Source organism: Bacillus cereus group sp. N24 (assembly GCF_016483345.1).
In the GTDB taxonomy this organism is placed as follows: Bacteria; Bacillota; Bacilli; order Bacillales; family Bacillaceae_G; genus Bacillus_A; species Bacillus_A toyonensis.
In genome coordinates this window covers 32,089-44,497 of the sequence record NZ_JAEHCA010000034.1, presented here as the reverse complement: position 1 = coordinate 44,497, position 12,409 = coordinate 32,089, and the positions used below count along the sequence as shown (strand labels likewise).

Genomic DNA, 12,409 nt, shown 5'->3' with positions numbered 1-12,409 from the left:
TTTGTTCATGTCCTTCAGGTGGTACAGCTGGATCTTGAGTTTCTTTTTGTACTGGATGTACAGGTGCAACTGGATCAACAGGAGTAACAGGGCCAACGGGAGTAACGGGAGTAACAGGTCCTACTGGGGGGATTGGCCCTATAACAACAACCAATTTGTTATATTACACTTTTTCAGATGGAGAGAAACTTATATATACAAATGCAGATGGGATAGCTCAATATGGTACAACGAATATATTATCACCTAGTGAGGTTTCATATATTAATTTGTTTATTAATGGAATTCTGCAACCACAACCATTTTATGAAGTTAGTACTGGTAAACTAACTTTATTGGATAATCAACCACCATCGCAAGGGTCTTCAATTATTTTGCAATTTATCATTATTAATTAAAAAAGACAGATTCTTATTTTAAAAGGAATCTGTCTTTTTTGTTTTAAATTACATTCGTTAACATTAAGTGACGATAAATTCGATTGTGATTGGAATTCCGCCGTCTAATGCATCTCCACCAGGAATTGTAATAGCGCCAGTAGGGCCAATAGTAACACTGGAGTTCACGCTTGGCTGAAGGATACCGTTTACATATAGGTTGTAATACGTGAAAGTCGGAAAAGCAGTTGCAGTAGTACCCGCATCGTTTAAGCAAGCTGTGGCAGCAACCGCAAAGGCTGCGCCTGTGCCAGTCCCGGCTCCTAGTGTAGATGTGAATCTTCTAGATGCCATAAATGGTTGAATGATAGGCAATTAAGTCTCACTCCTATTCATATTTTATTGGAACGAAGTATTGAATAACTTGTCCACTATATTGTATGAGAGTTTTCTATAATAGAAACGGCTTTAGGATTAGAAGAGTGGCATAATTTTATTAAAGGTATAATTTTTACTACAATTAAAAAGCGATGTTGATATTTGTGGAAGATATGCTAAGGGTTAATTTGAATTTTTGTATTCAAATTAATATGTATTCTTTGGTTTAAGAGATAAACGTGGAAAAATAAAATAAACTCTTAAGTTTAGGTGTTTAATCTAAGCACTCAATTATTAAAAACATATAATTAATATGTGAGTCATGAACATAATTAAATAACGTTTTCAAGTTTGATTATCATTCATGTTTCCTATTTTAAGAGAAACATATAACTCAACTACTTTTTTCAATCGCATCTTTTATAGTACTTAGAATAGGAAAACACTCAAATATAAGAAAAGTAAGGAGGAAATAAATGAAACATAATGATTGTTTTGATCATAATAACTGCAATCCGATTGTTTTTTCAGCAGATTGTTGTAAAAACCCACAGTCAGTTCCTATTACTAGGGAACAATTAAGTCAATTAATTACTTTACTAAACTCATTAGTATCAGCTATTTCAGCATTTTTTGCAAATCCAAGTAATGCAAACAGATTAGTGTTACTCGATTTATTTAATCAATTTTTAATTTTCTTAAATTCCTTATTACCTTCCCCAGAAGTTAATTTTTTGAAACAATTAACTCAAAGTATAATAGTTTTATTACAATCTCCAGCACCTAATTTAGGACAATTGTCAACATTATTGCAACAATTTTATAGCGCCCTTGCACAATTCTTCTTCGCTTTAGATCTTATCCCTATATCCTGCAACTCAAATGTTGATTCTGCAACTTTACAACTTCTTTTTAATTTATTAATTCAATTAATCAATGCTACTCCAGGGGCGACAGGTCCAACAGGTCCAACAGGTCCAACAGGCCCAACCGGAACAGGAGCAACAGGGGCAACAGGTCCAACAGGAGCAACAGGTCCAACAGGCCCAACAGGCCCAACCGGAACAGGAGCAACAGGAGCTGGAGCGGTTATTCCGTTTGCATCAGGTGGACCAGTAGCATTAGCAACTGTTTTAGGTGGATTAGCAAACACAGGAGCACTTCTTGGATTTGGAAGTTCATTCTTCCCTGTAATTGTCCCACCTGGTGGCCCAATTACTATAGGTCCTGTACCTCCAGTATTTGATTTCGCATTTGTAGCTCCTCGCGCAGGTACAATTACTTCGTTAGCAGGATTCTTTAGTGTAACTGTAGCGGTTGCTTTAGCATTAGGAAGCATACAAATTCAAATGCAGTTGTACAGCGCACCAGCAGCAAGTAATACTTTCACGCCAGTAGGTACACCGTTACTATTAACACCAGCATTTAGTGGTCTTATTGCTATCGGTGCCACTTCAAGTGGTATTATCGGAGAAGCAATTGCGGTCGCTCCACAAGATAAGATATTACTTGTTGTTTCATCAACTACACCAGGTTTTGATATAGCTACTGCTATTACAGGATTCGCAAGTGCAGGGATAACATTCGTCTAAGCATCGCGTCTTAAATGGTGAGCATTGAAAAAAGGAATACTCTTTTTAAGAGTATTCCTTTTTGTATAGCTAAAAAAGATCTTATTTATTTTTATTGCAGTTACATCCTTTTTTCTTTACATAGCCTTGCTCGGCTAAATCTCTTTGTGATTGAGAATTGGAAGATTGAGAGGATGTTGATGAACTACTATTTTTATTATTAGAGTAATTTTTTCGATAATTATAATTACTCATAGTACTATCACCTCCAATTTAATATATAAATATTATATGTATGTACTCTATTAATTGTTACGATAAAAAATCTCCTAGGTATTTTCCAAGGAGATAAATGATTGTTTCTTTATGGTATAAATTAATATCCCCAGTAAAGAGGGAAATAATATGAATCTTGGTAATATAAATTTTGTTTTTGATTAGGGTGTGGAGTCGGTGGATTTATCATTCCTCGGTTTTGATTACAGTTTGCTGGGGGACCAATTACTGTAGTAGATTGAATGGGGGATACTGCTTGTTTCCATTGTTGTTCATTGAGGCAATAAGTATGAGCCATCATATCGGCTGGAGTTAATCTTAAAATATCAGAACTAAAAATAACTTCTGGGGTTGGGGCATCGAAAATAGCTAATAAATGAGTATTATCCGCTGAAGCGATTTCGTAATGCCACCATGCTTGTGGAATGTTGGCAACTTGCCCTGGTTTTATCGGTAAGTTTAATATTTGATTTGTAAATGGATTAAGTAAAGAAACAACAGCAGATCCTGAAATGCAGTAAACAAGTTCAGCTGCATTTTGATGAATATGTGGTTCTACAACATTGCCTGTACTTAAATAAATATCTAGTAGAGAAGTATTTTCTAAAGTATTTAATTGTTTTATGCCAAGTACGTTTATATAGTTTTGGGCATCTTTCTTAAAAAAATTACTTTTACTTACATCATGAGTGAAATTGGTTGAAGGAGAGGTGTAGTCGATATTGGAAGTCAATTGTATTACCTGCCTTTCTATTGGAAAGTGTGGATGCAAATTTAGGATATGTGCCTAGTGTTAGTTATGTGCATTTGTTTGTATCGTAATACATTCACTTATTTTATAAAGAATATAGCCTGTACTTCTTATTTCTCATAATGTTAATACGGATAAAAATTAGAGTGAACGAATGAAAGGCGGAATTCGTGATGTTAGGAGTAAAAATATTAAAGTATATTTTAATGGTTACGTTATATGAAAAGACCAATGCCTTTTAGAAAGGAATTGGACTTTTATTTAAGATAGTTTTTGCCGAATAATTAATTGTGCTTTAGCGGTATTGGCGTAATTTAGCCACCCTAATGCCGAGTTTTGTTTTAAAACAAAATGGATTTCTATGACGTCAAAATGAGATACCTTTGTTTTAAGTGGAACAGGTATACCATTTACTTTTACTTGTTTCATGTTATATGCAATTCTTGGAAATGCAGAGAAAGTAAAATCAATAATTGTAGCACCATCTGGTAAATAAATGGGTTATAAATCTGAAGTATAAGCCGTAATGATATTTTCAAATAGTTCATACGATACTAGATTGTGGAAAGCGATTGGATCTGTAGTTAATAAATTGTTATTAAAATGGCTATTTTCAAGTGCTATATTGTCTTCGAAATCGTTTATAGTTGGTTTGTATAATTGATGAATCATTCCAAGGATTTTATAGCAATCTAGCACACTTGTAGTGGTGATACATATTCGTGAAACACTTGATACGTTTTGAGATTCTTGTAGTTGTGAGTAGGCAGTGTAAATGGGGCTGAGTTCATAACTTATTTCAATAGAATAAATCCCGTTTAAAATTGTTTTAAATATGTAAAAAATAAAGGTGTTGAGATTAAACTATATTCGTATTCTCATTCATACTTTTGATTGATGGAAAAAAGTAATGAAAATGTTAATTTTAAATTACATCAATCATTTATAAGGAGTGAATGTTTATGTCATTTAGTGAAATGATTAGAAATGAAGTGCTCAGCTGGACGGGTGTTTCTGAAAAACCGCATCGATTTGGTGGTATTGAAATAAATTATGGTAAGAAGGAACTTGGTCATCTTCATGGTGATAAATTAGTTGATTTACCATTTCCGAAGTTAAAGCGAGATGAATTAGTGAACCAAGGATTAGTGAAAGCACATCACATCTTACCTGAATCAGGATGGATAAGTTATTATATAAAGAGTGAAGAGGATATTCCATTTGCAATTGAGTTATTTCGAATGCAATATGACCGAATAAAAAAATAATGAAAGTCAGTAGATAAATAAAAATATATTTTCATGTCACATCCCTCCTTAATCGTTCGTCTTGTATGTAGAACGATAAGGAGGGATTTTATTATGAAGAAATTTGATGTAGCAATTGTTGGCGGTGGGCTTGCTGGATTAACAGCATCTATATATTTAGCGAAAGCTGGAAAGAAAGTGATTGTATTAGAAAAGTCCAGTCGATTTGGTGGTCGAGGGATGACTATAAATAAAAATGGGATCTGCATGAATCTTGGTGCACATGCCTTATATAGAGGAGGAGCAGCATTTTTAACTTTTAATGAGCTCGGTATGAATCTTCCGGGTGGAATACCGACTACAAAAGCACATGGAATATGGAAAGGGGATATATTCACTATCCCAACAGATTTTCGCTCTATTTTATCAACACCACTACTTTCGTGGTCTGCAAAAGTACAATTCTCACGTCTTATGATTCGTTTAGGGAATTTAGATGTAGGAGAAGTTCCAAAAATGAGCCTAACTGCATGGGCGGAAAATGAAATAAAAGATCCAATGGTTCGCAATATATTTTATGCGCTATGCCGAACAACAACATATACGTTTGCTCCTACAATACAATTAGCTTCTTCAGTATTAAAGCAAATACAACTATCTATGAAAGAAGGCGTACTTTATGTAGATGGTGGTTGGGAGACGATTATAACAAAATTAAGAGATATAGCGAATAATGTCGGGGTGCAATTTTTGGCTAAAAAGCATGTTTTGGAAATAGAGCATTACGAAGATAAACAAAGAATACATTGTTTTGACGATGAGGTATTTGAAGTAGGTAAAGTCATCGTGACGACTCCACCGAAAGAGGCTTGTAAAATAATAAAAGGGACAGAAGGAACAAGTTTGCATAGATGGAGTGAACAATCGGTACCGGTTACCGTTGCTGCATTAGATATTGGTTTGAGACGATTACCCGATCCTACACATCAATTTGCATTAGGGTTAGATCAGCCTATATTTTTCACGAATCAATCAAGAGCAGCTAAATTAAGTAAAGATGGATCCATTGCAGTGAGTCTAATTAAGTACCATAATCCTGCGCTAGAGATGAATCATATTCATGAAGATAAAGAACAGTTAGAAAGTGCGATGGAGTTGTTACATCCAAATTGGAAAAGAGAAGTTGTTGCACAACAATATTTATCGAAAATAACAGTAGTATATGATTTTCCTCATATTGAACGAGTTGAAACTCCAGGTCCTAATATCCCAGAAATGCCAGGTATTTACGTTGCAGGTGATTGGACTGGGCAGGATGAATTATTAGCTGATGCTGCAGTAGCAAGCGGAAAACGTGCGGCGTTACACATTTTAAAGCAATTAGAAAGTGAGGGTGTTCATCATGGAAACGGAGCAATTATATGAAGCATATCAACCATTATTATTTTCGTTAGCGTATAGAATTCTTGGGAGTGTTATGGATGCTGAGGATATCGTTCAGGATGTATTTATCTCGCTGAATAACATAGAGAATATTCAATCTATCGAAAATATGAAAGCATATTTGTGTAAGATGGCAACAAATCGTTCAATTGATAAATTACGTTCGGCAGCGCATAAACGTAACGTGTACGTGGGGATGTGGTTACCAGAGCCACTTGTAGAAGAGAGTGATGAGCCATCGGAGTCATTTGTAATGAAAGAATCCCTTTCTACAGCATATTTATTACTTTTACAGCAACTGTCTGAAGTAGAAAGGATTGTTTTCATATTAAGAGAGGTTTTCAGTTATGAATACGAAGAAATAGCTTCAATTGTTGATAAGAGTAGTGTGAACTGTAGGAAGATCTTTCAACGGGCACGAAAAAGTATTTTGGATAAACCGAAGCAATCAAAATTAAGTACGAAGAAAATGGCTGCTTATGTTGAAAAGTTTGTATCATCATTACAGTGTGGGGATGCGGAAGGCATGTTAGAAGTATTAAAAACAGATGCGATATTCAAAGCAGATGGTGGCGGTAAAGTGACAACTGCAATTCATCCGATTTATTCTGCAGATAGAATTATACGTTTGTTTTTTGGAATTGCGAAAAAATTACCGGCAGAGTATAATGTTAATTTTAAAATGGTAAATGGTGCACCAGGAGTTATTGTTACTATAAATAATAAAGTGACTTATGTACTTTCATTTGTATTTGAGAATGAGAAAATTTCAAACATTTATATGATGGTTAATCCTGAAAAACTTATGCATTTAAACGTGAAAATATAAAATAAAGACGCATTTCAACTGAAATGCGTCTTTATTTTATTACTTTTCTAACATTTCAAGAGGTACATCTTTTTCACCGGCTACCTCAAATTTAATTTCCCCGTCTTCTTCATAAATACGTGTAATAATCGGTATTGTAATCATTAATTTTTTATGCTGCTTTCGCTTTCTTGCAGCATCTAAGCTAATCACGTTCATTGTAAGCATCCTTTCTTCGAGAAATATATAAACAAAAGAAAATGCGTCCGAAAAGGGCGCTTAATTGAATTTGAAATACCGATTCATTTAAATGGGGTTTATATTATTTAATAACTGCAATTTTAATGTAAAATGATAGGAATGGAATAATTGCACGTAGAAATTAACTTTACCAAAAAACGAAACAATATGCTATAAAAAAATTAAAATCTTTGTCATATAACGAGAAAAAGGGTTTCGTTTCGCATATAATGAAAAGTAGACGGGCAGCAAGAGCTTTTTCATCATATTGCTTGGAAAGGCGATGAAAAGAATGGATACGTTAAATTCATTATTATTTCAACTTGAACAATATGGAGAAGAGCATGATCGGAATAAAAAAACACGGGAAGAAAAATTACGGAATGTTTCTCGTGAAATGGGGCAATTTTTATCAATTTTAGTAAAAGGGTGTAATGCAAAAAAAATTTTAGAAATTGGAACTTCTAATGGTTATTCTACATTGTGGTTAGCGAATGCGGTAGAAGAAACAAATGGAAATGTAACAACGGTAGAGCTTTCTTCAGAACGAGTGGGAGAGGCGCTTGTAAATTTTGAAAAGGCAAACCTATTACAAAGAATCGATGTTCATAATCAAGAAGCAGGGGCATTTTTAGATTCGCAACTCGATTATTCATTTGATTTTATTTTCCTAGATTCAGAGCGTACACAATACATGTGGTGGCTTGAGCATATAAAACGTATTTTACAACCAAAAGGATTTCTTGTTATTGATAATGCAACTTCCCATGCGAGTGAATTAGCTGATTTCATAAAAATGATTGAAGAGGATGATGTGTTTGAAACGGTGTTATTAGCGTTTCAAAAGGGAGCATTTGTAGCGCGCAAAAATAAATAGAAGTGAACGTAATATAATTATCACATTGAAAGCGGGCAAATGTCAAAAGATTGACTACAGCATGACAGAAAGAATGTAAATTATATAGATAACATACGAAGAATCCGCCTTCAGCATGTTCTTCTCTAGGTCTTAAGTCTGAGGAAAATAATGTGGATAACAGGTATACTTATACTAAGAAACAGGGAATGACTGCATAAGCAGATATTTCTTGAAAAATCGATTTCAAACAGACTGATTGTACATGAAATACGATAAATGAAATGAAAAATAGTGCATATAAATTCGCACATATAAATAAAGGAGCGATTTTGTTGACTGAACTCGAGAAAAAAGAACCCGTATCAATTGTGAAAGATAATAATGTAGGAGTAGTAGTTGATACAGTTATAAAAGATGAAGAACTTGATGAATTGAATAAAGAAGCTGATCTTTATGTACAAAAGTTAAATAGCGAGCAAAATACAGATTTATCAAAAGTATTGTCTCAGCTAGGAGATTTAGGGGATAAAGAGCAACAAGCAGCAGGACAAACGTTATCGGCGTTAAAACGTCCTGTAACAGCGATGATGAATGGGAAAAATGAAGAAATTCCAAATACATTGTTAGAGTTACGAAAAGTGGTATCAGAGCTTGATCCGAATTCATTAAAAGCAAGTGGCATGAAGAAAATAATGTTTAAAGTATTCAAAAAAAATCCACTTGAAACATATGTGCATAAATACCAATCTATAGATAAGCAAATCGAGGAGATTATTAGATCCCTTCTAATTGGCCGTGACAATTTGCAAGAAGATACGGTTGGCCTTGAAATGTTAAAAGAGCAATCGCATGATAAAATTCATGCTCTTGATAAACAAGTATACTTAGGGAAAAAACTTGCTGGGATGCTTGAAGCTGAGAAGCAAAACCCAGAGCGTCAAAGAGATATTCCATTAATAAACGATGCATTAGAAAAGATACTTGTACGTACACGTAATATGCAGCAAGCGAAAAGTGTACTATTACAATCGATTGCATCTGTAGATATCATTAAGAAAAATAATGAAAAGTTAACAGAGGCAATTCGTAATGCAATTACGATGACGCAAAACGTTGTAACAGTTTCAGCTGCTATTCAGCTAGCATTAACGAATCAACGTAAAACAATTGATGCTGTTAATGCGACAAATGAAGCAATTGAATCAATGGTATTAAGTAACTCTCAAGCATTGAAACAAAATACAGAAGAAACAACAAAGTTGCTTGAAAATCCTGCTATTAGCATGGATAAATTACGTGAATCATTCCAAAATGTATTCGCTGCGATTGAAGCTTCTGAGAAATCGTCAGAACGTATTATTGAGTCTAGTAAGAAATTTGTCATTGAATTAGACACATTTAATGATGAGATGAAGCAGAAACTCATTCAACGTCCAAGAAAATAACAGATTATTAGAGGAGGTGAAAAAATGAGTTTCATTCAAACAGTATTAGTACTATTAGGTACATTACTTTTAATCGCATTTACTGTCGTTGTTTTAGTAGTATATTTCGGACGTAAACTGTATTTTTCATGGACGAAACCATACAAGAGGGCGCAAGATTCTATAGAAAAATTATCGAATAAATCGACACCGTTTTTACAAGAGTTTACGCAACATCCACTCTTTTATCGATGGATTCGTACAGAAGGAAAGAAAGAACAACATACATTGAATACTCTTTTCTGTACATCAAGTCAACGTACGAGAGAGCAAGTATTTTCAATGTTACCGAAAGAAAAACAGAAAAAAGTGCATGTAATGGCAAAAACAACGAAAAAGCTTACAAATGAAGATATCGATGTGGCCGCGATGAAAGTGAAAGATTTCTTAAGACAAGAAACGCAGCAAACTGTAAAACCGTCAGACCTATCGTTTTATAAATTGTATTTTTATGATCGATATCCAGATGCATTGAATACAATTCAAACGTATAAACGCTCGATAAATCCTTCATTACAAAGAACAGTTGATGATATTACAATTTCAGTATTAAATGCATTGCCGTATTATCAAGAGCAGCGTATGTTTGAACAACAACATAAACTTGAAACGTTCTTAATGAAAGATTTAACTGCGATGTTATCTTTAGTGGTGCAATTACCTCCGTCACAACGACCAGAAAAAGAAGAAGAGTTAAAAGTCTACTTGCAAAATTTCAAAAAAGAAATGGAAGTAGTAGAGCGTGATATTCGGGACTCCATTGATCATGATTTGAATGTGAAGATGAGAGCAGCGACTGAGAAGTTTAAGAATAAATAGAAAAAGCGCCTTAAAAGCTAAGTGTTTCTCAGCTTTAAGGCGTTTTTTTGAGATTTTATTTTGCCTTAACGGTAGTATAACTAGAAGCAACACTTTCGTTATGCAATCGATCAACTGCAGTTACCACATACGTATACGTTTCTCCAGAAATAGCCGTTTTATCTACGTAAATTTCTCCAAGTTTTGTTTTTCTTACAGTGGTAAGTAAATGTTTTGGGTTGTGTATATCCACTTCATTTTTTCCATTCACACGGTAAATGGCGTAATAAGCAGAGTCATTATCTCTATTGTCAATTATTCCCACAGCAATACCTTCATCTCTTGGAATGGCACCTTTTAAAGTAGGTTGTTTTGGTGGATCATGATCAAGCCAAGGCATGGGCGGGATTAATGCAGGATGTATATATATGTCTTTGGAGAGTCTATCTTTTATTCCAAGTGGATTGTTATTTATATCTTTTAAACTGAAATGCATACTACCTTTTATTTGTGGATATTGATGGTTTAATGCGATTTGCTTCGGATATTCTTCTGGATTAGACCAAGCAGGGACAGAGTTGTTATTAATTTTATAAGCCGCTTGACCGATGTAAAGGTGAATCGGTTTGTTATTTGTTTCTTTTACCCACCAATCTACTAATATGTCATATGCAGCAGGTGTGAAACCGATATTCCAATATATTTGCGGTGTAATGTAATCAATGTACCCTTTTTGTATCCACTCACGTGTGTCAGCATAAAGATCATCGTAGTTTCTTTGACCTGCGGTTGTATTAGAGCCAGTTGGATCGTCAGCTATATTTCGCCATACGCCGAACGGACTAATGCCAAACTTTACGTATGATTTTTCCTGTTTTATAGCAGTATTTAAACCTTTTACGAGTTCATTTACATTATTGCGACGCCAATCTTCGATAGTTGAAAAATTCCCGTTATTATATAATTCAAATGTTTTTTGATCAGGAAATTCTTCGCCAACTACTTTATAAGGATAAAAATAATCGTCCATATGAATTGCATCAACATCATAATTTTTTACGATTTCTAAAGCGCCTTCTGTTATAAAGTTTTTCACTTCTGGAATACCAGGGTTGTAATATAGCTTCCCGCCGTAAGGTACAACCCAATCGGGATGTTGTCTTACAGGGTGATTTTCTGATAGTCGATTTATATCAGTGTGATTCATCGTTATTCGGTATGGATTAATCCATGCGTGGAATTCTATATTTCTTTTATGTGCTTCTTCAATCATAAATGCGAGCGGGTCGTATCCAGGGTCTTTTCCTTGTGTACCTGTAATGTATTCAGACCAAGGACCGTAATTTGAAGGATAAAAAGCATCAGCGGTTGGTTTTATTTGTACAACGACTGCGTTCATACCAGTGTTTTTTACATCGTCTAATAATTTTATAAATTCTTGTTTCTGCTTTTCGATAGGTAAGCCAGTTTTTGAGGGCCAATCAATATTAAGAACAGATGCTAGCCATACAGCGCGTAATTCATGCTTTTTGTAAGTAGTATTTACTTCAGCATAGGTAGAGTGAGGGGAAATGAAAGAGAAAGGAGTAAACAAGATGATGATACAACACATCATTAATAAACGTTTCATAATCATTTATACGCCTCCCTATTATACGATTATTTAAAATAATATATGATATGAGGTTGGCCTTGCAATTGAGAAAAATAAATATTGAAACATTAATTTAATAGGAAAAATATTTTTAGTGAAATTTACTTTCAGTATAACTAAATCGTTTCATGTCTTCATATGCTTGTTAGTAAAGTGAAACTTTCTTTCATTTGAAGGAAATAATTTATAAGTATAGGAGGCTTCAATAATGAAAGTTTTATTCGTTTGTTCTGGAGGAATGTCCAGCGCAATTGTTGTAAACGCTTTAAAAAAAGAAGCGGAGAAAAAAGGTGTGTACATGGAAGTGCATGCAATTGGAACGAATGAGGTAGAGGAAGAAGTAAAGAATGGTTGGGATGTTGTAATGGTTGCACCTCAAATAAGACACCGATTTGAATCTGTAAAAAAATTTGCAGAAGAGGAATCCATTCCGTGCGGTATTATTCCACCGCAAGCATACACACCGCTTGGTGGACCGACTTTGTTGAAAACTGTAAATGAATTAATTAGTTAGGGGGAAGCG

13 protein-coding genes and 2 pseudogenes are annotated in these 12,409 nt (G+C 34.3%); 9 read left to right on the top strand and 6 right to left on the bottom strand.

The window, feature by feature from the left end; all coding sequences use genetic code 11:
• Positions 1–50 precede the first annotated feature (50 nt).
• A pseudogene (locus JDS95_RS27420) lies at positions 51–398 on the top strand (DUF4183 domain-containing protein); the annotation flags it as partial.
• A 63-nt stretch (positions 399–461) separates the two neighbouring features.
• On the opposite strand, the gene JDS95_RS27415 reads toward JDS95_RS27420, so the two are convergent.
• Entirely contained in the window at positions 462–752 is a 291-nt protein-coding gene (locus JDS95_RS27415) for a DUF4183 domain-containing protein (protein ID WP_001121651.1), read from the bottom strand.
• Between the two features lie 479 nt (positions 753–1,231).
• Here JDS95_RS27415 and JDS95_RS27410 point away from each other — a divergent pair, with 479 nt between their 5' ends.
• Positions 1,232–2,347, top strand: a complete 1,116-nt coding sequence (locus tag JDS95_RS27410; RefSeq protein ID WP_199690889.1) for an exosporium glycoprotein BclB-related protein — start codon at positions 1,232–1,234, stop codon at positions 2,345–2,347.
• A gap of 81 nt (positions 2,348–2,428) precedes the next feature.
• Here the strand turns inward: JDS95_RS27410 and JDS95_RS27405 are convergent, their stop codons facing one another.
• From JDS95_RS27405 to JDS95_RS27395, 3 genes and pseudogenes are all read right to left on the bottom strand, one after another.
• Positions 2,429–2,581, bottom strand: coding sequence for a hypothetical protein (locus JDS95_RS27405; RefSeq protein WP_199690888.1), 153 nt, complete (start codon positions 2,579–2,581; stop codon positions 2,429–2,431).
• A gap of 121 nt (positions 2,582–2,702) precedes the next feature.
• Positions 2,703–3,335, bottom strand: a complete 633-nt coding sequence (locus JDS95_RS27400) for a cupin domain-containing protein (RefSeq protein WP_199690887.1) — start codon at positions 3,333–3,335, stop codon at positions 2,703–2,705.
• 279 nt (positions 3,336–3,614) lie between these two features.
• Positions 3,615–4,160 (bottom strand): annotated as a pseudogene (locus tag JDS95_RS27395) (HD domain-containing protein); the annotation flags it as partial.
• 155 nt (positions 4,161–4,315) lie between these two features.
• Here JDS95_RS27395 and JDS95_RS27390 point away from each other — a divergent pair.
• From JDS95_RS27390 to JDS95_RS27380, 3 genes are all read left to right on the top strand, one after another.
• Positions 4,316–4,621 carry a luciferase domain-containing protein gene (locus JDS95_RS27390; RefSeq protein ID WP_000010330.1) on the top strand — a complete coding sequence of 102 codons (306 nt, stop codon included), beginning with the start codon at positions 4,316–4,318 and terminating at the stop codon, positions 4,619–4,621.
• Positions 4,622–4,714: 93 nt separating this feature from the next.
• On the top strand, positions 4,715–6,025 hold the full coding sequence (locus JDS95_RS27385; protein WP_000712986.1) for a phytoene desaturase family protein: 1,311 nt from the start codon (positions 4,715–4,717) through the stop codon (positions 6,023–6,025).
• Entirely contained in the window at positions 6,003–6,872 is an 870-nt protein-coding gene (locus tag JDS95_RS27380; protein WP_000447154.1) for a sigma-70 family RNA polymerase sigma factor, read from the top strand. Before JDS95_RS27385 ends, JDS95_RS27380 begins: the two co-directional genes overlap by 23 nt.
• A 39-nt stretch (positions 6,873–6,911) precedes the next feature.
• Here the strand turns inward: JDS95_RS27380 and JDS95_RS27375 are convergent, their stop codons facing one another.
• A complete protein-coding gene (locus JDS95_RS27375; protein WP_001100984.1) occupies positions 6,912–7,070 on the bottom strand; it encodes a hypothetical protein in 159 nt (52 codons plus the stop codon).
• A 304-nt stretch (positions 7,071–7,374) separates the two neighbouring features.
• Between JDS95_RS27375 and JDS95_RS27370 the strand changes: the two genes are divergently transcribed.
• The 3 genes from JDS95_RS27370 (at position 7,375) to JDS95_RS27360 (ending at position 10,253) form a co-directional block, all read left to right on the top strand.
• The gene (locus tag JDS95_RS27370) at positions 7,375–7,968 is read left to right on the top strand and encodes an O-methyltransferase (RefSeq protein WP_002175719.1); all 594 of its coding nucleotides are present in this window, start codon (positions 7,375–7,377) and stop codon (positions 7,966–7,968) included.
• 314 nt (positions 7,969–8,282) lie between these two features.
• Positions 8,283–9,395, top strand: a complete 1,113-nt coding sequence (locus tag JDS95_RS27365) for a toxic anion resistance protein (protein ID WP_000137414.1) — start codon at positions 8,283–8,285, stop codon at positions 9,393–9,395.
• Positions 9,396–9,419: 24 nt separating this feature from the next.
• Positions 9,420–10,253, top strand: a complete 834-nt coding sequence (locus JDS95_RS27360) for a DUF3974 domain-containing protein (RefSeq protein WP_000008388.1) — start codon at positions 9,420–9,422, stop codon at positions 10,251–10,253.
• Between the two features lie 55 nt (positions 10,254–10,308).
• Here the strand turns inward: JDS95_RS27360 and JDS95_RS27355 are convergent, their stop codons facing one another.
• A complete protein-coding gene (locus JDS95_RS27355; RefSeq protein ID WP_000605565.1) occupies positions 10,309–11,868 on the bottom strand; it encodes a glycoside hydrolase family 10-like protein in 1,560 nt (519 codons plus the stop codon).
• Positions 11,869–12,094: 226 nt separating this feature from the next.
• On the opposite strand from JDS95_RS27355, the gene JDS95_RS27350 reads away from it, so the two are divergent.
• Positions 12,095–12,400: a PTS sugar transporter subunit IIB gene (locus JDS95_RS27350; protein ID WP_085450784.1), complete on the top strand. Its 306-nt coding sequence runs from the start codon at positions 12,095–12,097 to the stop codon at positions 12,398–12,400.
• The last annotated feature ends 9 nt before the right edge of the window (positions 12,401–12,409 follow it).